This is a genomic window from Salinirubellus litoreus (genome assembly GCF_037335815.1).
GTDB lineage: Archaea > Halobacteriota > Halobacteria > Halobacteriales > Haloarculaceae > Salinirubellus > Salinirubellus litoreus.
The window spans coordinates 192,398-218,729 of the sequence record NZ_CP147842.1 but is presented as its reverse complement, the minus strand read 5'-3'; the positions used below and the strand labels follow the sequence as shown (position 1 = coordinate 218,729).

Annotated in this window: 27 protein-coding genes and 1 pseudogene; 18 read left to right on the top strand and 10 right to left on the bottom strand. The window is 60.7% G+C overall.

Annotated features, from left to right (window positions below):
- Window positions 1-38 precede the first annotated feature (38 nt).
- The 3 genes from WDJ58_RS23965 (at window position 39) to WDJ58_RS23955 (ending at window position 2,577) form a co-directional block, all read left to right on the top strand.
- Window positions 39-638, top strand: a complete 600-nt coding sequence (locus WDJ58_RS23965) for a DUF7437 domain-containing protein (RefSeq protein WP_380661984.1) — start codon at window positions 39-41, stop codon at window positions 636-638.
- A gap of 161 nt (window positions 639-799) precedes the next feature.
- On the top strand, window positions 800-1,780 hold the full coding sequence (locus WDJ58_RS23960; protein ID WP_338918118.1) for a transcription initiation factor IIB: 981 nt from the start codon (window positions 800-802) through the stop codon (window positions 1,778-1,780).
- Entirely contained in the window at window positions 1,780-2,577 is a 798-nt protein-coding gene (locus WDJ58_RS23955; protein ID WP_338918117.1) for a DUF6166 domain-containing protein, read from the top strand. The genes WDJ58_RS23960 and WDJ58_RS23955 overlap by 1 nt, the downstream gene beginning before the upstream one ends.
- Before the next feature lie 38 nt (window positions 2,578-2,615).
- Here the strand turns inward: WDJ58_RS23955 and WDJ58_RS23950 are convergent, their stop codons facing one another.
- A complete protein-coding gene (locus tag WDJ58_RS23950; protein WP_338918116.1) occupies window positions 2,616-3,272 on the bottom strand; it encodes a helix-turn-helix domain-containing protein in 657 nt (218 codons plus the stop codon).
- A gap of 110 nt (window positions 3,273-3,382) precedes the next feature.
- On the opposite strand from WDJ58_RS23950, the gene WDJ58_RS23945 reads away from it, so the two are divergent.
- Window positions 3,383-4,390, top strand: a complete 1,008-nt coding sequence (locus tag WDJ58_RS23945) for an NAD(P)H-binding protein (protein WP_338918115.1) — start codon at window positions 3,383-3,385, stop codon at window positions 4,388-4,390.
- A gap of 141 nt (window positions 4,391-4,531) precedes the next feature.
- Here the strand turns inward: WDJ58_RS23945 and WDJ58_RS23940 are convergent, their stop codons facing one another.
- A complete protein-coding gene (locus tag WDJ58_RS23940; RefSeq protein WP_338918114.1) occupies window positions 4,532-5,266 on the bottom strand; it encodes a helix-turn-helix domain-containing protein in 735 nt (244 codons plus the stop codon).
- A gap of 40 nt (window positions 5,267-5,306) precedes the next feature.
- Window positions 5,307-5,765, bottom strand: a complete 459-nt coding sequence (locus WDJ58_RS23935; protein ID WP_338918113.1) for a hypothetical protein — start codon at window positions 5,763-5,765, stop codon at window positions 5,307-5,309.
- Window positions 5,766-5,996: 231 nt separating this feature from the next.
- On the opposite strand from WDJ58_RS23935, the gene WDJ58_RS23930 reads away from it, so the two are divergent.
- The gene (locus WDJ58_RS23930) at window positions 5,997-6,548 is read left to right on the top strand and encodes a DUF4188 domain-containing protein (protein ID WP_338918112.1); all 552 of its coding nucleotides are present in this window, start codon (window positions 5,997-5,999) and stop codon (window positions 6,546-6,548) included.
- 71 nt (window positions 6,549-6,619) lie between these two features.
- On the opposite strand, the gene WDJ58_RS23925 is transcribed toward WDJ58_RS23930, so the two are convergent.
- On the bottom strand, window positions 6,620-7,585 hold the full coding sequence (locus WDJ58_RS23925) for a WD40/YVTN/BNR-like repeat-containing protein (protein ID WP_338918111.1): 966 nt from the start codon (window positions 7,583-7,585) through the stop codon (window positions 6,620-6,622).
- 196 nt (window positions 7,586-7,781) lie between these two features.
- A complete protein-coding gene (locus WDJ58_RS23920) occupies window positions 7,782-8,456 on the bottom strand; it encodes a helix-turn-helix domain-containing protein (RefSeq protein WP_338918110.1) in 675 nt (224 codons plus the stop codon).
- Window positions 8,457-8,691: 235 nt separating this feature from the next.
- Between WDJ58_RS23920 and WDJ58_RS23915 the strand changes: the two genes are divergently transcribed.
- Window positions 8,692-9,651: a quinone oxidoreductase family protein gene (locus WDJ58_RS23915; protein ID WP_338918109.1), complete on the top strand. Its 960-nt coding sequence runs from the start codon at window positions 8,692-8,694 to the stop codon at window positions 9,649-9,651.
- 202 nt (window positions 9,652-9,853) lie between these two features.
- Here WDJ58_RS23915 and WDJ58_RS23910 read toward each other — a convergent pair whose 3' ends face one another.
- Complete coding sequence (locus WDJ58_RS23910) at window positions 9,854-10,975, bottom strand: FAD-dependent oxidoreductase (protein WP_338918108.1); 1,122 nt, start codon at window positions 10,973-10,975, stop codon at window positions 9,854-9,856.
- 223 nt (window positions 10,976-11,198) lie between these two features.
- On the opposite strand from WDJ58_RS23910, the gene WDJ58_RS23905 reads away from it, so the two are divergent.
- The 4 genes from WDJ58_RS23905 to WDJ58_RS23890 all read left to right on the top strand — a co-directional run bounded on the left by WDJ58_RS23905 (window position 11,199) and on the right by WDJ58_RS23890 (window position 15,976).
- A complete protein-coding gene (locus WDJ58_RS23905; protein WP_338918107.1) occupies window positions 11,199-12,122 on the top strand; it encodes a winged helix-turn-helix domain-containing protein in 924 nt (307 codons plus the stop codon).
- A 199-nt stretch (window positions 12,123-12,321) separates the two neighbouring features.
- Entirely contained in the window at window positions 12,322-14,064 is a 1,743-nt protein-coding gene (locus WDJ58_RS23900) for a S9 family peptidase (protein WP_338918106.1), read from the top strand.
- Between the two features lie 117 nt (window positions 14,065-14,181).
- Complete coding sequence (locus tag WDJ58_RS23895; protein WP_338918105.1) at window positions 14,182-14,805, top strand: class I SAM-dependent methyltransferase; 624 nt, start codon at window positions 14,182-14,184, stop codon at window positions 14,803-14,805.
- Between the two features lie 277 nt (window positions 14,806-15,082).
- Window positions 15,083-15,976 (top strand): hypothetical protein, encoded by an 894-nt coding sequence (locus tag WDJ58_RS23890; protein WP_338918104.1) that lies wholly within the window; start codon window positions 15,083-15,085, stop codon window positions 15,974-15,976.
- 75 nt (window positions 15,977-16,051) lie between these two features.
- Here the strand turns inward: WDJ58_RS23890 and WDJ58_RS23885 are convergent, their stop codons facing one another.
- Window positions 16,052-16,837, bottom strand: a complete 786-nt coding sequence (locus tag WDJ58_RS23885) for a methyltransferase domain-containing protein (protein WP_338918103.1) — start codon at window positions 16,835-16,837, stop codon at window positions 16,052-16,054.
- Between the two features lie 494 nt (window positions 16,838-17,331).
- Here WDJ58_RS23885 and WDJ58_RS23880 point away from each other — a divergent pair, with 494 nt between their 5' ends.
- Both WDJ58_RS23880 and WDJ58_RS23875 read left to right on the top strand, forming a co-directional pair.
- On the top strand, window positions 17,332-17,742 hold the full coding sequence (locus WDJ58_RS23880) for an ester cyclase (protein WP_338918102.1): 411 nt from the start codon (window positions 17,332-17,334) through the stop codon (window positions 17,740-17,742).
- A gap of 73 nt (window positions 17,743-17,815) precedes the next feature.
- Entirely contained in the window at window positions 17,816-18,004 is a 189-nt protein-coding gene (locus WDJ58_RS23875) for a hypothetical protein (RefSeq protein WP_338918101.1), read from the top strand.
- Window positions 18,005-18,102: 98 nt separating this feature from the next.
- On the opposite strand, the gene WDJ58_RS23870 is transcribed toward WDJ58_RS23875, so the two are convergent.
- Together WDJ58_RS23870 and WDJ58_RS23865 are read right to left on the bottom strand one after the other, a co-directional pair.
- Window positions 18,103-19,092 carry a class I SAM-dependent methyltransferase gene (locus WDJ58_RS23870; RefSeq protein WP_338918099.1) on the bottom strand — a complete coding sequence of 330 codons (990 nt, stop codon included), beginning with the start codon at window positions 19,090-19,092 and terminating at the stop codon, window positions 18,103-18,105.
- Between the two features lie 166 nt (window positions 19,093-19,258).
- Entirely contained in the window at window positions 19,259-19,636 is a 378-nt protein-coding gene (locus WDJ58_RS23865; protein WP_338918098.1) for a winged helix-turn-helix transcriptional regulator, read from the bottom strand.
- A gap of 1,207 nt (window positions 19,637-20,843) precedes the next feature.
- Between WDJ58_RS23865 and WDJ58_RS23860 the strand changes: the two are divergent.
- A pseudogene (locus WDJ58_RS23860) lies at window positions 20,844-21,224 on the top strand (transposase); the annotation flags it as partial.
- Window positions 21,225-21,797: 573 nt separating this feature from the next.
- Window positions 21,798-22,865 (top strand): methyltransferase, encoded by a 1,068-nt coding sequence (locus WDJ58_RS23855; RefSeq protein WP_338918097.1) that lies wholly within the window; start codon window positions 21,798-21,800, stop codon window positions 22,863-22,865.
- 19 nt (window positions 22,866-22,884) lie between these two features.
- Here WDJ58_RS23855 and WDJ58_RS23850 read toward each other — a convergent pair whose 3' ends face one another.
- On the bottom strand, window positions 22,885-23,187 hold the full coding sequence (locus tag WDJ58_RS23850; protein ID WP_338918096.1) for a DUF7351 domain-containing protein: 303 nt from the start codon (window positions 23,185-23,187) through the stop codon (window positions 22,885-22,887).
- Between the two features lie 236 nt (window positions 23,188-23,423).
- Between WDJ58_RS23850 and WDJ58_RS23845 the strand changes: the two genes are divergently transcribed.
- The 4 genes from WDJ58_RS23845 to WDJ58_RS23830 all read left to right on the top strand — a co-directional run bounded on the left by WDJ58_RS23845 (window position 23,424) and on the right by WDJ58_RS23830 (window position 26,317).
- A complete protein-coding gene (locus WDJ58_RS23845) occupies window positions 23,424-24,248 on the top strand; it encodes a helix-turn-helix transcriptional regulator (protein WP_338918095.1) in 825 nt (274 codons plus the stop codon).
- 232 nt (window positions 24,249-24,480) lie between these two features.
- The gene (locus WDJ58_RS23840) at window positions 24,481-25,086 is read left to right on the top strand and encodes an OsmC family protein (protein ID WP_338918094.1); all 606 of its coding nucleotides are present in this window, start codon (window positions 24,481-24,483) and stop codon (window positions 25,084-25,086) included.
- A 13-nt stretch (window positions 25,087-25,099) separates the two neighbouring features.
- Window positions 25,100-25,867 carry a methyltransferase domain-containing protein gene (locus WDJ58_RS23835; protein WP_338918093.1) on the top strand — a complete coding sequence of 256 codons (768 nt, stop codon included), beginning with the start codon at window positions 25,100-25,102 and terminating at the stop codon, window positions 25,865-25,867.
- 6 nt (window positions 25,868-25,873) lie between these two features.
- On the top strand, window positions 25,874-26,317 hold the full coding sequence (locus WDJ58_RS23830) for an ester cyclase (protein ID WP_338918092.1): 444 nt from the start codon (window positions 25,874-25,876) through the stop codon (window positions 26,315-26,317).
- The last annotated feature ends 15 nt before the right edge of the window (window positions 26,318-26,332 follow it).

The following is a 26,332-nucleotide window of genomic DNA, read 5'->3' as shown; positions in this document are numbered from 1 at the left end:
TGGCTAGTCCCAAAGCCCAATTACACAATACACGAATTATGAATCATATGTCGCAGGCCATCGACGAAGGCGATCCGGAACAAGCCATCAATGGGTTCATCTCGGTGGCACAGCTCCTCGAGGAACCCCGTTTCGCCCGGCTCTACACGTACATCCTCCGGGAGGGTGAGGTAACGATCGACGACATCGTCGAGGAGCTGGGGATGCCACGCACGACGGCGTACTCCGATGCGGGAACCCTTGCTGACCTCGGGGTGCTGACTCGCAATACCGAGCAGAAAACCCACACCTTCACCGCAATCCCGATCGTGCTGTCTGCGAATCTCGATGGGGACACCTACACGATCACGCCGACGTTCATCGAAGCGGTCGGACGGGCTCCGACTGATCTGGATCTGAATCTCCTGCTCGACCGGCACGGGATCGGCAAGCTCGCTGCTGCCCTCACGTATGCGATTCCTTTCGTCGAGGGGAAGATGAGCGAACGGCTCGCGGCCCGTGAACTCGACCTCCAGCCGGCCTTCGGGATCGCCGTCCTGCACGCGCTTCGGGACGTCATCCTCGAGATGAAAGCGCACGATTCGCATTTCGACCAGATCCGAACGGCTGTGCACGTGCCTCCGACTGAGGAGGCGTAAACCGCCGATCCGCTGGGTACGGCCCGGGGCGTCGTCATCCACTCTCAGTCCGTATTGGGGCGCTCAGAATCGGCATTCGTCATCATCGCCCCGACACTGGTTTATCGCCCCTAACGGGGGGAGGGCCGAGCGCGGGGAGAGAGGGCCCTCGGTGAGTCGATATGGCACTGAGAGACATCTACGAGCGGACGTTCGACGAGGACATCCCGGCGGAAACGCGGCCCACCGGACCCTGTCCTGAATGCGGCGGCACCGTCCAGACGAATACGATCGAAACGGCCTGTGCGGACTGCGGGCTGGTCCTCGAGGACCAGCCGATCGATCACGGGCCGGAGTGGCGTACCTTCGAGGACCAGCCGGGTGATCCCGAACGCACAGGACCACCGTTCACCCCCACTCGACACGATCGTGGACTATCGAGCGAGATAGGGTACGACCACACCGATGCCCACGGTACCGTCATTTCTGTTGGCAAGCGACGACAGGTCGGTCGTCTCCGGCGGGAGCAGACACGGGGGCGCTGGACCGGCAAGGCCGAGCAGAATCTCGCTCACGGACTGACCGAGATTCGCCGGATCGTGAGTGCGCTGGACCTCCCGACGAGTCTCCGTGATCAGGCCTGTGCGCTCTACCGGACGGCTGCTGGCGAGGACCTCATCCGGGGGCGTTCGATCGAGGCGATGGCCGCCGCCAGCGTCTATGCCGCCTGTCGGTGTACGGGATTGCCGCGGACGCTCGATGAGATCGATGCAGTGTCGGCCGTCTCTCGCAAGCGTATCAGCAACGCCTATCGCGTGCTCAACCGGGAACTCGAACTTCCGGCCGTCCCGGTTGCACCTGCCGAGTACGTTCCCAGACTCGTCTCGGAACTCGGGCTCTCGACGGAGGCGCGGCGTCGGGCGCTCGAGATCGCTCGACTGGCGAGCGAGGCCGGTGTTGGGAACGGGTGTCGGCCATCGGGCATCGCGGCGGCCTGTGTCTACGAGGCCGCTCGTGAACACGGCGAGCGAGTTACACAGGCCGCGCTTGGCGACCTCGCGGACGTGACGTCGATGACGCTCCGTGCCCAGTGGGAGAAGGTTCGGTCCGTTCTCGACGCCAGTCGATGCGAGCTGGTGGATGAGAGCGACGCGTCCCACTGATGAACACCAGCTATCGTCAATCGACGTACCGAGCGCGTCGATACCACGGTGAGCGAACCCTCGGGGGCTGTCTCGTCTACGCCGGCGACGATCTCCTCGACAAGCACCTCTCAGTTCATCCAGTGTCGCCCGGCGGCTTCGACTGGGGACCGGACGCAGCTCCTGAACGTGCCTGCCAGCTCGCCATCGCGCTACTCGCGCCGACACTCGGACTCGAAGTCGCTGTCGACGACTACCACCTCTTCGCAGAGAACTTCGTCCGTCGAGAACTCACTGGCGATGAATGGTCGGTTCGTCTCCAGGACCTCCGCGAGTCGAGCTATCGAGAGCAGTACATGCATCGGGACTATCCGAAGAATACCGCTCCTGCCCCTGCGGACGTCGAAATCGAGATCATCGACTTGGACACGATCACCTACGCCGAGGAACTCGCGCTGGTCCGCCGGTATGACGAGGTGCTCTGGAAGAAGGGGAACACTCGCGGCAATCTGGCCAGACTTCAGGCGATTCGACGTGGCGAGCGTGACCCGGCGGCCGAGCCGTTCTCCAAGCAGTGGCTCTCGACACATGGGCGGCTCACCTCGTCGGCGGCCAAACGTGCGCTTGGAGAGGAGTTCGAGACGATGGGCGAGTTCGCCGCCTGGGCCTGTTATGCCACTTCGCTCACGACGGTTGAGCACGTCGGGGAATCGACGGCGACGACGATTCGGGGCCTCCGGCCGACGCTCGTTCGATGGTTCGGGGGCGAGGAGTACATTCCTCAATTCGACGACGACCAAGAGACGCTCATGGTCTAGATGGAGTTACTGGAGGAAGTCGATGATTTCTCTATTCGTTACCAGGACTCTGTCAGAGAGCCAATCAACCGTGCCTCGATACGCTGTAGCTGTTCGGACACCGTTCCGGGAGCGATATCGAGTTCCCCGGCCAACTCCCGGTGGGTCGATGCTCGCGGACTCTCATAGTACCCGTTCCGAACTGCGACTGAAAGTACCTCTCGCTGTCTCTCGGTTAACGATGCGACGGGATCTGAAATGCCTTCAGAATAATCGCCCGTTCGAAGGAGTGATTGCTCAATCGCATCCGGAAACGCTGCAAACACATCAGTAAGAACAGATTCCGTTCCCAGCAAGGTCAGTTCGACTCCGAGCCCGTCTTCGGTGAACCGTATCGGCCACGATATGACGACGGCGTGGTCAGAGAATAAACTCATTAAATCGTCGAGGACAGGCGCCGATTCGTACTGGAGATACACGATTCCGTCAGTTTCCCCAGGAACCTCGAACTGGTTGACGTGTGGACTCTCATCGAAGAGTTCTCGGGCACGGGTCATATCGCCACGGAATCGACTGAGTTCGGCGTACCTCTCTCCGCGTACTGGATTGATGTAATAGATCGCCTCAACGCGGAGGTCTGGTTCAGCCGCGATGGCACTATTCAGCGGGAGCAACTCTGTGTTTTCCCACCGGAGCAGTACTGTCGCGTATCTCATCGGAAGCTGAACCGTTAGTGATCTAGTTCTTCGAAAGATAGGGTTCTCTATATAAATATCGCTGGGATGCTAGGGGACAATTCCTCTGTTGCGGTCGTTAATATGTACTCATGGCGACCGACCCACGCTACCCACCGGCCGACAGAATGAGCGGAGACACGGAACGACGACTATCTGGGACTCACGCCGTGCTTGGAACGGGCCAGGTCGGTCACGCTGTGACCCAACTTCTGTGTGCACGGAACGCGGATGTCCGGGTCGTCAACCGCTCCGGAACCGTTCCGGAAGACATCCGGACGGAGGTGGAAACAGTTTGCGCCGACGTTTCGAACCCGGACGCAGCCCGGAGTGCCTGCGAGGGTGCGTCGGTCGTCTACTTCTGTCTCCAGCCGCCGTACGACAAGTGGGCGGAACTCTTCCCACCGCTTCTCGATGGGGCGATCGCAGCCGCCGAAGCGGCCGGCGCGAGGTTCGTGATGGCGGACAATCTCTATATGTACGGTCCGGTCTCGGGCCCGGTCCACGAGAATCTCGACGCAACAGCAACTACCGGAAAAGGAGCGATCCGCGCCGAGATGGCACGGTCCGTACGTGAGGCACACGAGGAGGGTCGCGTTGGAGCAGCGATCGGTCGTGCGAGCGACTTCTACGGCCCGGGTGTCACGACGTCGATCGTCGGCGCGCAGGTGTTTGAGAAGGTCGTCGACGGCGGGACAGTGTGGTTCCCCGGGAATCCGGACGTTCCACACACCTACACGTACATTCGTGACTTCGCTCGTGCGCTCGTAACGCTGGGAGAATACGAGCGGGCACTGGGCGAGGTCTGGCACGTCCCAAGTGCGAGGACGCTCACGACGCGCCAGTTCGTGACCCTGGCCGGAGACGTAGCAGGCACCAACCCGACTGTGCGCGGTCTCCCGTCGTGGCTCGTCAGACCGCTGGGGGCCGTCTCACAAACACTCAGTCAACTGACAGACACGCAGTACCAGCGCTCGAAGCCGTTCGTCGTGGATAGTACGAAGTTCGAGCAGTCGTTCGATTTCAGGCCAACGCCCCATCGTGAGGCTCTCGAACAGACCGTTTCTTGGTACCGACTACTGACTGGTGTTGGACAATAAGCTACGAGCGGACTACTCCGATGTGCTCAGACAAACACACGATTCTGTTTCAGACCTGCCGCGATGAGTCTCTCCAGACATTCGGAGAGTGGTTCTATTCAGGACGGATCCTCGATACAATGTGGTGGTGGGCCTGGACTGTCAGTCGTGACTAACGATGAACTGTCCGATAATACGACCTGCACCACGTCGGATCGTCTCACTCGCACTCGACTTGTCGACGCCGAGCGTGTCTGCCAGTTCGGCGAGCGTACACTCTCGAGGCACGTCGAAGTACCCGCGACGGTGCGCGACGGTCAAGTACTTCCGTTGGCGATCGGTCAGCAGAGACTCCTGTTCGTCGGTGTGGACGAGCGTCAGGAGCTCGTACTGACGGCCGGTGTCGTCAAGTGCCGCGCCGAACGCCTCGAACTGCTCCCGTGTCGCAGTCAGGTCGAACTCCATCGCGCCGTTCTCGACGACGATCGGGAACTCCGGCGGGAGCGAGGACGCCCAGAGGAACTCGTAGAGGCCCTTCTCGTCGGCTTCGTACTGCCCGATGGCTCGCTGATCGTCCACGTACAGCTGGTCGTACCCGGAGATGTCCGGGTGCGTCCGGATCGCATCGGTGACCGCCTCCGGATCCTCGGCCCGGACTTCGCCGAGTTCGAGCGCACGATCGCCCTTCGGGACGCCGGTGAGCAGTCGGAGCGTCGCGTCCGGAAACGACGTCGATACCTCGGTGACCCAGATCCCCTCGGAGAGGGCCATACGGAAGCGGGCACGAATCATGGCCCCCTCGTCCGACGTGAGCGACGTGGCTAGAATTTCATCATCGTGGGTCGTCGTTCGCTCCGCCTCGGAAAAAGCGTCGACCCTTTCGTCACCCAGTGTCACGGGTCTCGTATCCCCGCCTCGGCCACTCTGATGTGCCGGCTCATGAGCCGTTTCGGTACCACAGCACCGCCCCGTACACGGATCCGATGACGACCGACGCGATGAGTGCGAGTACGATCGCGAACGCGAGATACCCGACCAAGGGATCGGCGTACGGCACCATCACGTCCTGGGGTGGTTCGACCGCCCACGGACTGATGTGGAAGTACGCGAGCATCCCGGCACTGAACGCGAAGAACCCGGCCCAGTACCGTGCCTCAACGCGGCGGGTCACCGTCAGATAGAGACTGATGGCGAGCAGCGGGTAGATGGCGAGGCTGTAGGTGAACGCGTTCACCTCGGGCGTGATCGGCCAGCCGACGTGATTCCCCCGGACGATGTGGTCGACGTGGTGGGCCACTCCTAACACCGTCGGTACCAGCACGAACAGGTAGAACGCCCGCGTCAAACTGGTGTCCGTCGTTGGCAGGTCGATCGAAAGCTCGTCTTCGACGTCCATATCTGTAGATCGTGGACTACCATGGTCAGAGTTTGTCCAACATGTTGGGTACAGTGCGTTTCGTCGGTCGCCCCGACCGTTGTTGAGGCTCTCATTATCTGACAGCAGACTATCATAATGCGGATAAGGAGTTGACAGTGAATATCTGCTCGGTAACGGATGTCAGGGCGGAGTTTCTACTCCAACATGTTGGGGTAATACTCAACCAGATGGCATCACATCGACATAACGGTGTCAGACAGTCACCGCCGGACTGACGAGCCGATCGCACAGCGGGTTGCCGCGAAGCGGAACGAGGAGTTCGTGGTCTTCCATATCGGCCTCCGGATCAACGCGTTCTGGAAGCTCCACCGATGGGTCCCGATCTTTCTGATCGCTCCACGGATGGTCCGGGAACTCGTCTCGGACTCGGAGTCGGGCTTGCTCGAGAGTCGAACGGTGGTCGGCCCCGGCATCCGAAACGTCGGGTTTGTCCAGTACTGGGACTCCTTCGAGGCCCTGCGTGAGTACGCGCGTGACAGCGATCGCCTCCACTTCCCCGCCTGGCAGGACTACTACGAGGACGGGACCAAGGAGGACGCCGCGGTCGGCATCTGGCACGAGACCTACGTCGTCGACCCCGACGAGTACGAGACGGTCTACAACAACATGCCGCCCCACGGCCTCGCCGCGAGCGACGATACGGAGATCGTGCCGGCTTCCGACCAGCGGAAGACCGCCGCTGGCCGAATGGGACAGACTGACGGGACCGATTCCCCACTCCAGACTGCTGAATCGAAGTGACGGCTACCGCAGGCTTCACGGCCGTCGTTTTCTCGTGGGCGCCGGGAACGTCAAGGAGACCGAGTGACTGTTCAGTCATCCATCCACACCAACGGGTTGTACCGACCTGTAACGTCACCGGGAACCGGGACGGAGCCGCTGACGACCCACTCGTCGGAGCGCCGTACCAGAACCGTCCCGCGGTGTGTCGCTGCGAACAGATGCCCATTCGCAGCAGTCATCCCGGTCACCATTTCGTCGGGGCGGGGGTGGTCGATCGGTTCGACGGTCTCGGCGTCGTGCGAGGCGAAGAGCATCGGGTCGGTATCATCGTCTTCCCACGTTGAGGAGTTCGCGAGCGCCCCGGCGGCGTAGAGCACCCCGTCAACCGCGACCACCGCCCGGAAGTATCGCTGGTCGAACCCCTGGTCCAGGCGCGTCCACGACCGTCCCGTGTCCGCCGTATAAAATAGCCCATAGCCCGTCGCGGCGACGAGTTCGCCGGGACCGACCACGTGGAGTTCGTGGATATCGTCGTGAACGCCCTCGGTGCGTTCCGTCCAAGTGTCGCCACCGTCGGTGCTGACGTGAACGCCACCGACTTCGACCCCCGCCACCACCCGATCAGGTGACGTGGGCAAGACGTGGACGTCCCGGACCTGTGCGACGTTCTCGTGACGGGGCAACCGCCACTCGTCGCGCGACGGTAGCTCCTGAAAGCCGTCAAGATCTCGCCATCCGAGTTCTTCCAGGGGGCCACTATCCGTCCGGGCGACGTATATGTGAGCCGGGCGGGTGCCAGCGTAGAGCCGCTCACCGTCGGGACTCGCGCCGACCGCGTACACCTTTTCATGGGGCACGCCGAGGTTCGTCCAGTCGGTTCCGTCCGATGAGTGATACAGGCCGGTTCCCGTTGCCGCGAAGACGCCGTCGATCTCCTCGAACGCCCGAACGCGTCTGACTCGCCCCGAGTCCAGAACCTTCTGCACGTCGGGATCGTCCGACTCGTGGACGCCGCGGAGTCGGTATATTCCGTCGTCACTCCCTGCGATGAGCATGTGGAGATATTTGCTATGGTTTACCAAAATGTCCACGGACGCTAGCACAGCGTCGAGGACTACCGTCGAGAAATCCGGAGATACCGTGTCAGTGCCGTCTCGAGGGGGAGAGAGTATCCCAAACGGATTGTATCATCTTCTGTCAGGAGCCACCATTCACTGCCCCGGCACTGTTCGTCACCACGACTCTGAATCCTCAGATATTCACCCCGATATCACCCGTCACGGCGTGGACGAGTCTGGCCTCGGCCTTCTGGAGGTGGGTGCTGGCGGTGCTCGGCGCACAGTCGAGCGTCTCGGCGATCTCCTCGTGGGTGGCCTCACGGGGCTGGTCGTAGTATCCGAGGTCAAGGGCGGCCTCGAGGGCCTCCCACTGCCGGTCGCTGAGTTCCGATGCCGGGTTGGCCCGGGCGCTCGGGAACTGCCCGATCTCGTCGACCCGGAGATCCAGTGCGTCGGGGGCCCTGTCGAGCACTGTCTGGAGCGCCTCGGGATCGCCGACGACGTGGCCGTGGATCCGCCCGTCGCGGTAGACGAGCGGCCGTCGGACGACCAAGCCGGCCCGGGCGAGTGCCTCCTCGATGACGCCGAACATCGCCACCTCGTCGTCGCACACGCTGAGGAGCGCGTACGAGCGCGGTTCGTCCAACGCCGAGAGCGCCACTGCCTCGACCCCGGTCGTGTCCTCGGCCGCCTCGCCGAACGGTTCGGCGTCGCCGTCGATCGCGTACAGGTGGGTGGTCATCTCCGCGGCGGCCCGGTTCCAGTCGACGGCCCGTGCCTCGGCGATATCCGGCGAATCCAGCAGATACGCGACGAACGGCGGTGCCCGGTCCGGGTCCGGACGAGCCGTGATCCGGATGTGCTTCATGCGTGAGAGCGGCCGATGGAGTGACTTAAACCCCCTGACCATACCTCACAGAACCGCTACCCGACTGCCAGGAGATAGCTGGAACTGCGATGTTCGGAGCATCCCACACGAGGTGCAGTTCGCACAGCGATGATCGGCGTACCGAGTCGTCCCTCTCGCAGTCCGTGGTGCATCCCTCCACGGTTGGCACGGGAGTGATGACCGCCCGGACGACGGATCGGGGGGTGACGGAGTCATGAGAGCCGTTCGGTACCACGACTACGGCGAGGCAGACGTGCTGGATGTCGATGAGATCGAACGGCCGGCGCCCGATGCCGACGAGGTGCTGGTCGAGATACGGGCAGCCAGCGTCAACCCAGTCGACCTGATGATCCGGACCGGCGCGTACGGGGACGTCCCACTTCCGTCCGTTCCGGGTGGTGACGGCGCCGGGGTCGTCGCAGCGGTCGGCGACGACGTCGCGTCGTTCGACGTCGGCGACCGGGTCTTCGCCTCTGGGATGGACCGCGCAGCGGGTGGCACCTTCGCCGAGTACGCCGCGATTCCCAAGACGAAACTGGCACACCTCCCCGAGAACGTCTCGTTCGAAATCGGCGCCGCGATTGCGAACGTCGGGGCGACTGCCTGGACGGCGCTCGCGGAGGTCGCTGACATCCAGCCCGGTGACCGGGTGCTGGTCCACGGCGGCTCGGGCGGGGTCGGCCACGCCGCCGTCCAGATCGCTGCCTGCGGTGGCGCCGACGTGATCGCGACCGCCGGTTCGGAGGACGCTCGTGACCGCGTCCGGGAGCTCGGCGCGACGGCGGTACTGGATTACGAGAGCGACGCGCTCGCCGAGGAAGTGCTGGCCGCGACCGACGGAGCGGGCGTCGAGACCGTCCTCGATCACAAACTCGAGGAGCACCTCGACGTCGACTTCCAGGCCGTCGCCGAGGGTGGCCAGATCGTCGCCATCATGGGCCACGTGCCCGAGGCGAGCGGCGTTCCGCTGTACACCAAGGAGATCACCGTCCGCGGGCTACGGATGGACAACCATCCCGTCAGGGCGCCGACGCTGGAGCGGCTGGCCCGGCTCATGGAGCGGGAGGAGCTGACCGCCGTCGTCGCGGACACCTACGACTTCGAGGAGACGACCCAGGCCCACCGCGACATGGCCACAGGTGGCTACGTCGGCAAGCTCGTCGTCACGCCCTGACTACCAGCAGCTACAGGAGTCACGGTGGATCCCCGACGAGAGGCGGCGACGGACCGATATTCCGGGAGGTGACTGCACAGTCCCAGATCCATCGGCTCGCGTTCGGATCGAAGTGGCAGATAGCGTGTGTGCGGGGGGTTCAGGCCGGTACAGCGGTCGTTCCGACGACGTGCAGCAGAACAGGCACGTGATGTGCGTGCGATCATCGGTCGATCGCTTGACGTCGAACGAACCACTCGAACAGCGGCGTGTGCCTGGTGACCGCGTTCCGGACCCGTCGGAGCGGCGCAGATTCGAGGAACGTCACGGCGGCCTCGATTCGGGCTTGCCGCTGCACGCGGGTGACGGCCGGCCGGCGTCGTGTCTCGAACTGCGCGAGCGCGTCGGAGACCCCGCCGGGAGACGCAGTCGCGAGCTCCTGGGCGAGCACGCGGGCGTCCTGCAGAGCCAGCGACGCACCCATCCCGGAGATGGGGTGGACCGCGTGGGCGGCATCGCCAACGAGGACGACGCGGTCGGTGTTCCACGACGCACACGAGATCTCACGAACGCGGTCGAAGAATGGCTCGTCGTCGGTGCTGTCGAGGATGGCGGGCAACCGCCAGTCGATCGCTTCCGCGTGCGCTCGCAACTCCTCGCGCCCGGGTGGCGCTGGCGGCGTCTCGAGTCGTGCCGCGAGATTGAACCCGACTCGGTCGCCGACCCGGGCGACGAAGCCCTCGCTGCCCGGTCCCCAGACGCTCACCATGTCGCTCCCGATGTCGGTGTCCTGTGGCGCCCAGAGCGACCAGACGTAGGTGTCCAGGTCCCGTTTCTTCCAGTTGGCGAAGCACTGCTCGCGAACGGTCGAGTGAACCCCGTCTGCGCCCACTACCAGGTCGAACGCTTCTGTCGTTCCGTCCTCGAAGGTGACGGTGACGCCGTCTGCGCGTTCTTCGACATCCCTCGGTTCCGTTCCCATCCGGATCCAGTCCGTCGGCACGGCCTCACGAAGCGCAGCGTGGAGGTCTGCCCGGTAGATCGCCAGCAACAGCGTCTGATCGGCCGGTACTATGGTCTGCGTCAGGACCTCCCCGCCGGTGGCGCGGATCTCGAACTGGTCGGGATCGGCCGCGTGCTTGCGGGCCGACTCGAGGCAACCGAGTTCGTCGAGGACCGCGAGCCCATCCTCCCAGAGGCCGATTCCGTACCCGCTCGCTCGCCACTCGTCGGCCTGCTCGACGATCGTCGGTTCGCGCCCCTGTCGAGCAAGGTACCCCGCCAGTGCGAGGCCGGCGAGTCCGCCGCCGACGATGAGGATGTCATCAGTCGAACCGCCCGACATAGCGTTCTTTTCATAGTTCGGCGACATAAATCACAGTGGAACCCCGATACTCCGCTATCCGCAAGCGACAGACAGCTGCCGCAGGGCTGCAAAACTATCGATACAAGGGACCGGTCGCCTTCCACGGTCAGCAGGAACGCCCCTCGTCAGACGGGCCCCCTGAGTGGACAGTATCGAGGGGTTACGACCGTAGTTTCAATATTGTAGTGGCAAACCGACACGTATGGGGTCCGAACAGACGGCAGACGAGGTCTTCCAACTGCTGTCCGACGAGATCCGACTCGACGTACTCCGGACCGTCGCGGTCGCTCAACACGAGAACAAACAGACGGGCGTCGCCGCGCTGTCGTTCTCGGAGATCTACGACCGAGTCGACGTCGACGACACGTCCAAACTCTCGTACCACCTCGGAGAGCTCACCGGGACGTTCCTCCGGAAACACGACGACGGCTACGCGTTCACCCACGCTGGCGAGCAGATGGTTCGCTTCGTCCTCGCCGAGAACTACCGCCAGCCCCCGGACGTCGGCCCCATCGAGACGGACGGAGGCTGCCTGTTCTGTGGCGAGACGTCCCTCCGGGCGGTGCTCGAGGACCAGTACTTCATGATGTACTGTACGGCCTGCGACCGGCCTGCGTACGCGTACCGCGTCCGGCCGGCGCAGGTGCGCGAGCGCACCGGAGACGATCTGATCGAGGCCGTGATCCGGGAACAAGCCGGCGATCTCCTCAAGACCCGTCGCGGCGTCTGTCCGGACTGCACGGGCCGCCTCGAGAAGCAGGTGGTGGCCGCCGAGAACCATCCGGCCTCCGGTGACGTGTCGCTCTCCTTCGCTACCGTCAGCGAATGTCAGGACTGTCTGCGGGTACTGAGCCTGCCACTGCCCACCGCCACCGGGTACCACCCGGAGTCGATCTCGTTCCACTGGGAGCACGGCCTCGACATCCTGGGATCCGGTGTGTGGGAGTTCAACCGCTACCTCCACGACAGTAAATGGACCTCCGAACGGATCGGCACCGACCCCGACGAGTACCGGGTCGAGTTCCGGCACGATACCACCTCGCTCCGCCTGTTCCTCGACGAACGCGCCGTCGTCACACGAACCGAGCGCGTGCGACGCAGAGACCAGAGCGAGTACCGTTCATAACAGAACTATTTCAAAAAGGCGGTTCAGCGAAAGAGGGCGAATCCGATGCTGATCGGGAAACCGGACTCATATAGGCTCTATTTCCGACCGAGTCGCTCAAATTCGATTTTGAAACGGTTCCGGTATTATATCAAATATTCAATAGTTCTTATGGGCGGGTAGTTCGAGGTATCGAGTGCGGAACACGGTGTTCGAACCAATGACGCCACCCAAAACCATCGACGAGAGTCAGTCTGAAGCATCGCTCGCCAGGTACGTCAACCGCCTCGCAGAGACCCACGGCGTGTCGGGCTACACGAGAACCCCTGACGGAACGCTCGTCTACGCCGCCTATGATGACGGTACGTACGACCTGTACACGACCGACGGCCGACTCACCGACGCCGACGGCGACATCACGTCCCCGACGTGGCTGCAGGAGCGTGGAACGATCCTCGCCTACCGCGACGAGCAGGGCAACGAACAGTTCGACCTGCTGGAAATCGATCCGGACACCGGGTCGATCACGCCGATCCTCGACGACCAGTTCCTCAACTTCAAGGCCCGACAGCACCCCACGGACCCGGACGTGGTCGCGTTCGTCTCCAACCGCGACCGCTCGCTGGACCTGTACACGGTCGCCCTCGACGACGGAACGGTCACGCGACGCTCCGAGGCTGACGAGTCAGTCATGGGGTACGCGTGGTCGCCCGGTGGCGACCGCCTCGTCTATCAGGCGGGGATGCTCGACGACTCGGCGCTCCGGGTCGTCGACTGCCGCACCGAGCGGGACGACATCTTCGTCGACGAGCCCGACTCGGAGCAGTCGTTCGCGTTCACCGACGACGGCTACGGCGCGTGGTCTGAGGAGGGAGTGGTCTTCACCACCAACCACGAGACGGGCTACCGGGAACTCGCCGTGGCCGACGCCGACGGCGAGTACGACCTTCGCTACGTGAACAACTACGACAAGTACGACCCCCAGTGGACGGCCGACGGCGACGTCGTCTTCCTCGAGAGCCACGGCGGCGATCGCAGGCTACGCCGGCTCGACGACGGCGAGGTCACGACGATCGAGCGGACCGGCATGAACATGGACGTGAAGTGCCTCGACGGGGCCGTCTACTACAAGCACTGGAGTCCGGCGACCGCCGGCGATCTCCGCCGGAACGGCGAGACCGTCGTCGACGAGGGGTGGGTCGACGTCCAGACGGTCGCGCCCGACGAGGTCACCTACGAGTCGTTCGACGGCACGGAGATCGCGGCACGGCTCTACCGGCCGGCGGGCGATCCGATCGGCGGGATCGTCAAAGCCCACGGCGGCCCGGAAGCCCAGCACTACAACCGGCTCGACATCGCCACCCAGGCGCTCGTCCACGCGGGGTTTGAGGTCTTGGCGCCGGACTTCCGCGGCAGCCTCGGGTACGGTCGGGCGTTCCGGACGGCGAGTGATGCTGACCTCGGCGGCGACGACCTCACGGACGTGGTCGCCGGAGCCAGTTACCTCCGGGATCGCGGCCGGGAGCAGGTCGGGATCTTCGGCGCGTCCTACGGCGGGTACATGGCGATGATGGGCGTGGGTGCGACCGACGCGTTCGACATGGGCGCGAGCGTCTGTGGCGTCGTCAACTGGGAGACGACCGTCGAGAACGCCAGAGCGTATCTCGGCGACGTGCTCATGCGCAAGCTCGACGGGACCCCCGACGAGAAGCCCGACCTCTACGAGGACCGGTCGCCCATCACCTACGTCGACAACATCGATGTCCCCCTGCTGGTCGTCCAGGGAGCGAACGATCCGCGAGTCCCCCAGAGCGAAGCCGAACAGCTGGTCTCCTCGCTGGAGGAGCGTGACGTCGATTACGACTACCTGCTGTTCGAGGACGAGGGCCACGGCGTCGAGCGGACCGAGAACCGCATCGAGTACATGACGCGGACGATCGAGTTCTTCAGCGCACACGTCTGACCCACACCAATGGCGAGACAATCCACCGATACGATGACGTCGACGGAAGACACGGAGCCAGTCCGGGTCAATCGAGCGGAGCGGCCAACCGAGGGCGACTCGATCCCGAATCGGCCGATGTCCATCTCGGACATCAAGGCATCGTACGCCGAATACGCGGACTGGATCCATCGGTTCGAGCGTCTCGACCGACTCGTCACCGGCCGCCATCGGCGCGATCGATTCGGCGACGTGAACGGCGAGGTACTGGATGTCGCCTGTGGCACTGGGACGAACTTCCGGTATCTGCCCGAGGCGGTCGAGCTCGTCGGGATCGACATCAGCCCGGAGATGCTGACAAAGGCCGAGGCCACCCTCACGGACCTCGGGAGAAACGGGACGCTCCGGGAGATGGACGCACAGGATCTCGCATTCCCCGACGATAGCTTCGATGCGGTGATCTCTGCGCTGTCGACCTGTACGTTCCCCGACCCCGTCGCGGCACTCCGGGAGATGGAGCGGGTCTGCAAGCCGGAGGGGACGATCCGCCTCGTCGAGCACGGCCGGAGTGACGTGGAACTCGTCGCGCGGTATCAGGAGTGGCGCGCGGATGCCCACTATGCGAAGACCGGCTGCCGCTGGACGCAGGAACCACGTGAAATCGTTACAGAGGCAGGGCTGTCGGTCCGAGACGTTCGAACCGGGTTAGCGGGTATGATCACCACCTTCGAGATCACTCCCGGAGAAGATACCGGGACCTGATGAACGCACAGGGACCGTGTTGTGATCGTGTTTGCTCGTCTGATCCTCGTCGGAACGTGCCTCTCGTATGGACTTGCTTGGTACAGTATCAATACGCTTCAGGAGGTCCGAGGGATAGTGGACAACGAGGCGACAAGCGCCGAATACCGATCCCTCGTGATTCGAAGGTCGTACCTCACGGCAATTTGCAGTACGGGCGTGATTTATCTCTTCTAATAGATTGAGGGGCGAACCAGCCGCGTTCTCCAACCATCGAGAGCCTCGGCCTTCGACGATCATGTCCACGCCAACACAACCAGACACAGCCACCGGTGACGACGCGCCACGCTCGATAGCGGCGACCGTTCCGGTCGCAGACCTGCTCGCCTGTGAGACGACCCTCTCCTTTGCTGGCCTCACTCCGGCCGACCAGGGCGACTATCCTGATGCGGTTTCATCGGAAGCTCGGTGTCTCGATCCCGATCCCCGATCGCTGAAGGAGGTCATCGCGACGCTCCCGCAGGCGAGTTCCGGAGAGCTCTGGGCGACCAACGAGTTCGTGGGCGTCGACGGGACTGTCGATACCGAGGCAATTCGCGACATTCACGGATTGGATGTCGACGTGCTCGAGGACGATGCGGGGTGTTCACTCGACGAGCTTGCGACGAGAGCGTCGTCGGACCCGTTGGTTCGTATCTGCGACCACCAGGACATCGTCGACGAGCCCCGGAAGGCGCTGTGTGCCCTCGGCTACGACGTCACGTTCCGCTGGCAGATCGCCTCGGACCGATATTCGATCATCAACCCACAGGAGGCATATCTCCCCATCATCGGTGCGCTCCAGCAGCGCGGTGAGACCGAGGCGTTCGGCTGGGCGAGCTACCGGGACTGGGGTGGCCTCCTCACGATGTTCGTCGTCTGTCCGGGCCTCGAACACACCGTCTCTGGGGGTGAGGACACCGAGTTCGACGACGACACCGACGGGGTAACGAGCGTTGGTGACTCGGATGAGACGGATTTGATCGTGTACGGTGGCTTCGAGACCGGGTATGACTTCCGCGGGACGCAGACGCTGTGGGCGTTCCACATTCGAGAACTACTAGTAGCCGCTAGTGGGTCGGGAACCGGTAGCCTGGACCGGACTAATCCTTCGAAGTTCCAGATATATCACGTAATTAGGCGAATCTGCTGAATACACAGAGCGGATTCATCATGGGAGGAGTACGGAAGAGAAATTCTATCGACCTGTTTCTGATTAGGTGCCCTCCTACGGCTTTTCGACCACGAAGAGGTACTGGTTGTAGTTGAAGAAATACTCGCCTGCTTCGGCCCGCTCGTGGAGGTCGTCAACCCACGCTTCGACATCGACTTCGTCGACGCCGCCCTGTTCGGTAGCAATCTCCTTGAGAGCCGGGATGAACGCTCCACTGACCGCGTCCTCGGTCAGTTCGGTCTCGAAGTGAACATATACATCCTGATCGTTCACCTCGAAGTTCGCCTGTTCGAGTTTCGGCTTGATTGTCCGGGCGAGACGCGGTTGGGTATAATGGGCGGCGAACGTATCGACGATCTGCTCTGAACGCGCCTCATCCGCGGCGTGGTACGTCATCGTGCTCGTGTCGGAGGTTAAGACGACGGCCCGTCCGCCGGGACGGAGAGCACGATACAACTCATCGAACGCGGTGTTGAGGTCGGGAACATACTCGTAGACTTGGACAGCGGCAGCCGCATCGAACGCTCCGTCTTCAATAGGCAGATTCGCAGCGTCGCCCTGCTCAAACGTTGCCCACGGCTGGTCTTCACACCGCTCACGGGCGGTCGCTAGCATCGGTTCCGCGGTATCGATCCCGTGCACTCGACCATTCTCGCCGACATCCTTAGCCAACCCTCGTGATTCGAATCCCGGCCCGGTCCCGACCGAGAGGACGTGTTCGCCCGGCTTGAGGGCCAACGCGTCCCTGACTCGTTGCCGTCGTTCGACCATCGATGTTGTCCGATAGATACGCTCCATCGCCGCAATTCGCTCTTCGTCGAACTCGGTCTCTTCACTCATGACGGATCACAGGCATACAGCCCAAAGCCGTGTCCACCTGTTTTGATCTACTGTGTTCCATGTGTGCTATTTGATAACAAATGTGAAGGCTCTTCCTATTGATGGGTCTAATCATAGGGTATCATAGCTAGACACCGTCAGTGAAAGGCTGTTGTCGAGATGTCCGGGAAATATAAATCAGATTGAATTTCTCGGGAAGTCTCCTGTTTGGCTGTACGCGAAACCAGTGGAGACTGCTCCATCGCTTGCCCATCGAAGGAGAACAACATCGCTACGCTCGATCGGAATACAATCTCGACGCCTCCGGGCGATCATCTGTCTTGGACTCTGAGCTGTGTTGTTTTTCGACCAGCCATGATTCCACTCATAGAATACTTTCGCCGGGGTGTGAAATGTTATCTCGTAGCACGATAATTACTAGAAACCGTTCTCTCCGAAGAGAAGAAGAGTGGGAGAGGAGTTGTTGCAGAGAACGTCAATAGAGCTGACTACCAATGGCAGAAACCACCGATCTGGACCCCACAATCGCGCAGGCCATGGAGGCTTTCAACGACCACGATACTGAACGGTTGATGGCTGAATTCGCCGAGGATATTACGTTTTCCGATCCTTTTCAGGACAAACTGAGCAAATCCGAACTTCAAGGATTTACAGCAGAAGTATTCGAGGCGTTTCCGGACGTCCGCTACGAACAACACCGTGTCATCTCGGGGGACGAACGAGCGACGGCGGTGGAGGTGACGATTCACGGTACTCACGAAGCAGAATTTAACGGTATTCCGCCGACCGGGCAAACGGTTGCTCTACCCGGCGTAACGATAATCGATGTCACCGAGGATGGAATCACATCTTGGCGGGATTACTTCGACAAGCAATCGTTCGCAGAACAACTAGAACTGGAATAATCGAAGGGGAAAGGGGCTATTGAATCTGTATTACTGATATTTTTCTGTTTTAATTGTTAACTAGTAACGTGTTTTGGAAATCGTTCCGAATTCACAGCGGAGTCAGCAGGGAAAGACGACAGATATCCGGAACCGGCGTCAGTTGACGAAGAGGCTATCCAGGAGCGGGGATGTCAACGTTCACGACGACTGGTCTGGAACCGACGAAACACACGAGAACGACGAGCTCCTCTTCGGTCGGGTCTACGTCACGGTGGACTGACTTCAGACTCCAGTTCAGCTGTCGAACGAATCAACCTCTCCGGCGTGAAGGGTTGAGCTTTGGGAGTTTGCGGGATACAGATGCGTCCCACAACAGCGTTACTTGCGCGCCAGAACCATCGTCTCGGGACCGGGCAACTCTCTGGCCTCGCCGCCTTCAAACCCGACCTCGTGCAGCCACTGGACACACTGACTCGGTGTGTAGTCGAATCCGTTCGGTGTTTCGACCAATATGTTCAAACTCATTAGCAGCGGCATTTCAGCCTCGCGGCGTTCCTCGTCGATCATCGTCCCATAGACGATGACAGTACCGCCCGAGTTCACCGCCTCGGACACTTTTTTGAGGATCTCCTGTTTCCGATCGAGACTCCAGTCGTGAAGGATATGCCCGAGGACGTAGACATCTGCCGGAGGGAGGGGATCGGTACCGAAGAAATCGCCGGTTCGGAATTCGATACGGTCGGTTGCGGGACTGTCACTTGTGAATTCACGGAAGTGCGGTTCGACTCGTGGCAGGTCGAGGCCGATGGCGGTGATGTGTTCGTTCTCTTCGGCGATTCGCGTCGGGACAACTCCCTCACTGGTTCCTAAATCGACTACTGTCTCGTGCTCCGACCACGGGAATTCACGTGCGAGCGCGTTCGCTACGCCCATACTCAGCCCGGTCATCGCACCGACGAATTGTTCGAGGTTCTCGTCGCTCTGGTAGATGGCTTCCGTGAAGGGGTGGGTCTGGTCGTCTTCGAGTTCGTTGGTTGGCCGTCCCGTCCGGAGTGCCTCTTCGAGATCTCCCCAAAAGCCGTAGAGGCGGTCGTTGGCCATCTCCAGCAATCCGCCGATGTAGGAGGGAGTCCCCGAGACGAGGAATGCCTCGGTCGCGGGCGTGTTCCGGTATCGACCCTCCTCGCGGTCGAGGACATTCAACGCGACGAGTGCGTCGAGGAAATCCTCCGAACCTCGGGGATGGAGGCCGAGTTCGTCTTCGATATCTTCACGCGTCTTGGGTCCGGCAGCGAGCGTGTCGAACACGCCGAGTTCGACTGCCGTCAGAAGGGTCTTCGACGCCTGGAAACCGAAGCCAAGTTCCATGAGGTGACCGGGTGTGGGGCCTTGGTCTGGCATGTGTGTTCGCCTCCGTGGTCGTTGTGACCACATCACGAATGACGTTTCGGCGAGATATATAATTTATGTGATATTTATAGGATTTTGTGATAGCAGTACCACTTAGTAACTATCGGTAAGTCCGAATCATCACTCATTCCGAATTGGGTAATGACTCGCTCTCGCTGTCCGCGTCGGTCCAATCGTCAGCCCAAGCTTCGATATCATCGAACATGATAGCGAGTGATTCGCCTTTCTCGGTCAGGTCATAGTACGTGGCAATGGGGCGATCTTCTAGACGCCGCCGAATGAGGTCTCGCTCCTCCAGTTCCTTGAGAACCCGTGAGAGAGTAGAGGAATCAGCAGGCGTATCCTCTTTTATGCTGTTGAACCGCTGTTCACCATTCATCACGAGGTAGTGCAAGATGACGAGTCGCCATTTCGATCCGATCTCCTCGAACGCTTGTGTCATCGGGCACACCGAAAAATGATTATCGTCGCCGGTTTCGGACTCGTGGGAATTTGGTGGCATCAGCGAACACCTGTGTGTGAACATCTACCACACACAGCCACAAAAAAGAATCACCCGTCAACATGGAGAGGCGTCAGATATTCTGAGCCGACGACTACGACACTCGCCACACCTTTTTCCCCAATACGTGGTAATGTATCACATGGAAGAGCCAGAGTCAGATATACCCGAATCTCCGCTTGAACTAGCGGCCGGGGCCGCCGAACCCCACGTAACCGAGGCGTTCAAACTGTTGAGCGACGAGATTCGATTGGCCATCCTGCTGGCACTGTGGGAGGTCTACGATCCCCGTGTACAGAACAACGCCGTTTCGTTTTCACAACTGCTGAACCGCGTCGGCGTGCGTGACAGCGGGAATTTCAGCTATCACCTCGACAAGTTGGTCGGCCACTACGTCGAGGAAATCGAGGACGGCTACCGGCTTCGAAACTCCGGGCTCAAAATCGTCCGGGCAGTTATCGCGGGATCGGGTCTCGAAACGCGTCACCTCTCGCCAACCGAGATTCCTCGGTCCTGCTACCACTGTGGTGCGCCAGTGGAACTCAGTTACGAGGACGAGCGACTCTATCAGATCTGTACCGAGTGCGAAGGGAATCTTGGCCCTGAGTCTACCGAACAGACGCCCGAGGGAACGCTCATCGTCTACGACGACTTCAACCCCGCCGGCTTGTCCCATCGGACGCCCGAGGGGGTATTCGTGGCAGGAACGATTGAGTACGTTCAAACCGTCAAGTTACTCATCAGGGGTGTTTGTCCGGAATGTTCCGGACCGATCGAGGAATCCCTGGAGATCTGTGATTCCCACGACGCTCCGTCGGAGGAACTCTGTCCCAATTGCGGCACGTCGATACGTGGTGGCTGGAACGAAGCCCGGGTCAGCTACGTGTGCTCGGTCTGCAAGCACAGCGCGTCCTATCCTGCGTGGGTGGCTGTCTTCGACCATCCTGCGGTCGTCGCGTTTTACCACGAGCACGGATTCGACATGACCTACGGCCTCGACGACCCCGAGGTCTGCGGCCGGTTGTTCGATCGCCTCAAAAAGGAACAGACGGTCGTGTCCAGAAATCCCGTTCGGATTCGCGTGACAGCCATATGTGATGGAGCGGAGCTCCACCTGACCCTCGATGAGAATCTCACTGTCGTAGATGTCAGCCGCAACGACTCCGGGACTGATCGTGACTTGGAGGGAGCTGCGAACAAGCGGGTTGTGAGTCATTCCTCTAGTGAGGTCTCTTCCACAGACAGACAGGAGAGCGATGATTCGGTCAGTCTTCCAGACACCGAGGACTGCCTACAGACGCTCCGACGCTCTCGGTGGCCGGATGGAACTCGATGTCCGAACTGCGACAGTATGGATACGATCAAGAAAGGAACGACGAGCAAGGGCGCACAACGGTACAAGTGCCACACTTGCGATGGCAAATTCAACGACCTGACGGGGACGCTCTTCGCCGACCATCAGCTTTCCATTCCGGAAATGACCCATATCATCCGAGAGATGAACACAACAGAAATCACGCAAATTGCGCGACAGCTCGATCGTTCCTACAAAGCTGTTCTAGAATTCGCTCACGAGGTTCGAGACAGCAGTACAGCGAATACCGAATCGACTGTCGTGACAGCCGTAACGCGGTCGAACTCGGTCTGACAATCGGCCTCCGATACACAACCGAAGTAACTGGATGTTCGGAAGTGCTCCGGGGCACTGAAATCAACCTCCACCTGTTCTATCACCTGGTCACAAACGAATCCAGGTCCGCGATCAGTCTTCTCGGACGGCGAACCGAGTTCACCCGACGAGACAGAACGAGAATACGATGCCTGATTCGAATCTCGTCCGAGTCCTGGTTTCTACATATGACTTCGTAGAGCCTTCGAACCCCATCCCCCGCGCCAGTCAGAACCGAGCCGTAGCCAGTAGCGCGCCTGTGTCGCCGAGACACGGCGTACAGAGTGGATCAGACAGACAGTGTGCTTACTGAAACCTCATACAGATTATACTTTTTGTCCTCCCAACAGTACCAGTAGGTGAGTCGTGAGGGCACGGTGCCAGCCGCCAATGCCCGCTAAATGACCTCGTGGACGATTGTCGGCACGGAGTATCACGCAGAACGTGACGCGGAAGCACGACCGACGCTGTCCAACTACACGGTGAGTACGCATGGCAGAAACCACATCAGACGAAAGAGAACACACGCCCGAAGAAAGTGAACCGGATCCGGAACACATCATGCAGGTGGCGACGGGGTTTTGGGGGACGAAAGTGTTGGGTGCAGCCGTCGATCTCGAACTTTTTACTGTTCTCGCAGACGGAGGGCTTCGAGCCTCCGAGATCGAACGGAAACTTGACCTGCATCCACGAGCGACCAGAGATTTTCTCGACACGCTCGCGTCGCTCGGGTTCCTCGAACGCGACGGCGACGGGGACGACCCTCGGTATCGGAACACCCCGGAGACTGCGGCATTCTTGAACAAGAACGATCCACGGTACATCGGTGGCGCAATCGACATCTTCAACCAGCAAACCTACGACGTGTGGGGAGGGCTCGAAGAGAGTCTGCGAACAGGCGAACCACAGGGAGTCATCGATGAGACGGGCGAACCGCTGTGGGAGGAGATGTACGATGACCCCATGGAACTGGAGGCGTTCGCCGAGGGGATGGCCGGGCTGTCGAAGGGGAACTTCGTCGCGTTTGCCAAGCAGTTCGATTTCTCGGACTACGATTCGATGACGGACGTTGGAGGTGCTCTCGGCGACCTGTCTCGGATCGTGGCCCGACGCGAACCCCACCTTTCGATCACTACGACGGACCTGCCGGAGGTGGCTGAACTGGCCCACGAGCGCATCCAGGCTGACGGCCTTGAGGATCGGATCGACGCCGTCAGCAGCGATTACAACGAGGAGCCCATTCCCGACGCGGACCTCGTGACAGCGAGTCTGGTCCTCCATCAGGAGAACCTGGAGACGAAAAAGACGCTCATGGAGAAGTTCTACGACGCTGTCAACCCGGGCGGAACCTTCGTCGCTATCGACCACATCATCGACGACGACCGCCAGGCAAATACCATGGGCCTGATGATGTCGCTGAACATGCTCGTGTACTACGGTGACGCCTTCGACTACACTGGCGAGCAGTTCGTGTCGTGGGCGGAGGACGCGGGCTTCGAGGACGTCCAGATTCAGCATTTGAACGGGCCAGCGAGTATGGGGATTGCACACAAGCGTTGAATTTCAGAGAGTATCCTCATCAGGCGGTTTCGCCGGTCTCGCTTCGCGTAACAGCAATCACCGAGACTTCTTCGTCGAGTACCAACGTGATGCTATGCCCGTTGGCGGTAAATGTGAGCCGAGACTCTAACGGGTCCGTCGAAACGACGTCCTGGTCATCGTGGGCAAGCGTTCGGCTCGCACGATCGAGTGATTCGGGGGTGAATGGATTGAGTCCATGAGCAGTGAGACACGCCAGCGGCTCCGTGTTGGCCAGGCTGGTCCCGGGCGCGATGGAGTTCGGGTCGTAGTTGCAGTTCGGACAGTAGAGGTCGAACGTCATCGCATAGCATCTCTCGCATTCGTCACAAACCCCGGTACTGGCGTCGTGGTTTTCACACACATCAACGGCCGTTTCGAGTTTGGCAGAGCACCGCGAGCAGACGCCAGCACTGTCGATAAAAAAGTCTGCGTGTCGCCACTCACCTGAATTGGCTGCTTAGGCAGAGACAGTAAATCACTCGGCATCGTATTGTAAGTGGAACCAATCGTTTTCAGGCTCGTATACGTACTCGACTCATGGGCCACGATAGCATACCGCACCAAAATACTGAGTCACCAATCGGTGACATCGCGTATCTCGCGCGGTCCGAACACCGCGTCCCGACACTCGTCGCGCTGACAGAGCGTCCTCGAAGTCGCTCTGAACTCTGTGAGTTGACCGGGGTTTCGTCCTCCACGATACGGCGGACACTGGATGAGTTCGAAGACCGCAACTGGACCCGCAAGGACGGATACAAGTACGAAATAACACAATCGGGAGAAGCAATCGCGTCCGGGATGGAAGAGCTGATTGCTCTGGTCAGCGCCGAGCGAAAGCTGCGTGACATCTGGCACTGGCTTCCTGACGATGCTACCGAATTCGCACTCGAACCGAGTTCAGGAGTGACCCTGTGCATCCCCGAATACGACGCCCCGTACCGTCCGATAAACCGATACAGATCGCTGCTTGAAGAGACCGATCGGTTCCGGTACCTCGGAGTCGGCATTACCCTGATTGAACCCTGTCGTGAACTGTTCAGACGGCGAGTTCTCGATGGGATGCAGACCGAGATCATCGATTCGTCGCGCGCCGCCAAATATGTCATATCGATGTACCCGGAAGCTTCCTCCGAGATCCTCGACTGCGACAATATGACTGGATTTATCCACGACGATGTGCCGTCCTACGGGCTCAACCTCTTCGATGACCGAATCGCTATCAGCGGCTGCGATCCCGATAGCGGGAGCGTAAAGGGGTTGATCGATACTGATGCATCAGACGCACGCGAGTGGGCGGAGTCGGTCTACGCCTCTTACAAATCCGACGCTCGGCCACTCGAATCCACACCCATCGTAGAGTGACGACTCCAGCGACGTGTGTGATTTCGATACCAGATCTGAAGTATTCGCAGCGGGTTCCATGGAGCGGTGACGAGCAGCGGTGAGCAGGACCCGGTTCCGCCACAACCGGGTTCAGGATAGTAGCAGTTGAGTGTTTTTCAGTCGGTACAGGAACGGCAGCCCCTGCAGAATTGGCACGAATTAGCTACAACAGCCTCGGCGTGGTAGTGACTTTGGGAGGGAGGCAACCCACATGACTGACGACCAGCAAACTGCACATGGTATCGAACTCGAAACACTCGAAGGGTTCGCCGCACACGCAGCAGAGAATCCAGAAGCCGTTCAACTTGGACTCGGAGCGTCCGCGACATACGAAGGGACAGCCGCGCACAGCCTGGCAAAGATCGATAGCTACGAGCTCGGAGGGGAGACGATTTCTCGTGACACGCGTGAATACACGATTCCCTACGGCGGCTGGAAGGAAGTGCTGGACGCTGGTGGATGGATGGGCGCGACCGACCGATTAGAGCCGGTCGAAGCGGCGCTATCGGCGCTGGCAGCCTGTATCAACGTCGGCATTTCTATCAACGCCGCCGCCAACGATGTCGACATCGAACACCTCCAGACGCGTGTTCGGACCGATTTCGATCCAGCGGTGCTGTTCAGCCTCAAGGAACTCAAAGGGGCCGACACAGTCTTCGAGAACCTAACCGCCGAGGTCGAAATCGACGGCGAGGACCTCGACCAGGACCTGATCGACGAGTGGGCACGACGAGCACCCGTCTACACGCTCGTCTCGCTCGCTCAGGACGTTGAGATGACCGTCGCTACGCCCGCCGAGGTGGCGGGAGACGACTAACCGGTGACCACCGATGAGCGAAGCACTCGACACGGACAAACTCGAACGCGAGGTCAAGTCGATGTACCAGGACGTCGCGGAGTCCGCCAACGCCGAGTTCCACTTCGAGACGGGGCGCGACCTCGCCGTCCGCCTCGGGTACGACCCCGACGACCTCGACTACGTTCCGGACGCGGCGATCGACTCGTTCGCGGGTGTCGGTTACTACTTCGACTTGGCAGAACTCGAATCAGGTGCGGACGTGCTCGATCTCGGTAGTGGCTGGGGGATGGACGCCTTTGTCGCCGGACTACACGTGACTGAGACGGGAACAGTGACAGGAATCGACATGACCACAGAGCAGGTCGAGAAGGCTACCGACCTCGCAACGAACAACGGCTTCCACAACCTCACGTTCCGCGAGGGCTATATCGAGGACCTCCCGTTCGCGGACGCCTCGTTCGATGCGGTGATCTCGAACGGGGTGATCAACCTCTCCGCCGAGAAGGGGACGGTATTCGAGGAGGCGAACCGGGTGCTCAAACCGGGCGGACGGTTGGCTCTGTCCGACATCATCAGCGAACAGCAGATGCCCGAGAGCATCAAGTCCGACGCGGATCTGTGGGCCGCCTGTATCGGTGGTGCCGAACAGGTCGACAGCTACACGTCGCTGATCGAAAGCGCTGGCTTCGACCTCGTGGAGGTCCAAGAGAACACTGAATACGAGTTTATTTCGGAACAGGCGGCGAACGCCTGTCAGAAGTACGGCGTCAAGAGCATCTCACTCGCGGCAATCAAGTGAATTGCCATGGCAGAATCACAAGACCAGCAAGAAGCGAACAAACGAGCAGCACAACAGATCTATGATGTTTGGGACGGCGGGGATGAGAACGTGCTTGATGACGTAATAGCCGAAGACGTAGTATTCGATAAACCAGACCACCTAGGTGGACAAGTTCATGGACGAGAAGCGTACAAGGACAACCTCAGAATGGTCCGGGCGGGATTCCCGGATTTGTTCTTTCGAGCCCATGAAGTCGTCGCCGAAGACGACAAAGTGATGGCGTATTGCACATTCGGGGGAACCCACGAAGGTAACCTAATGGGCGTCGAGCCGACCGGTGCCTCGGTCGAGGCATGGGACTTCGTGTACTACCGGTTCAACGACGGGAAGGTGGTAGAAGTGATCAGCTTCCCTGATCTATACGGTCTGTTCCTGCAGGTCGGCCTCGTCGAACCGCCCGGAGAGTAAACCAGGATATATATC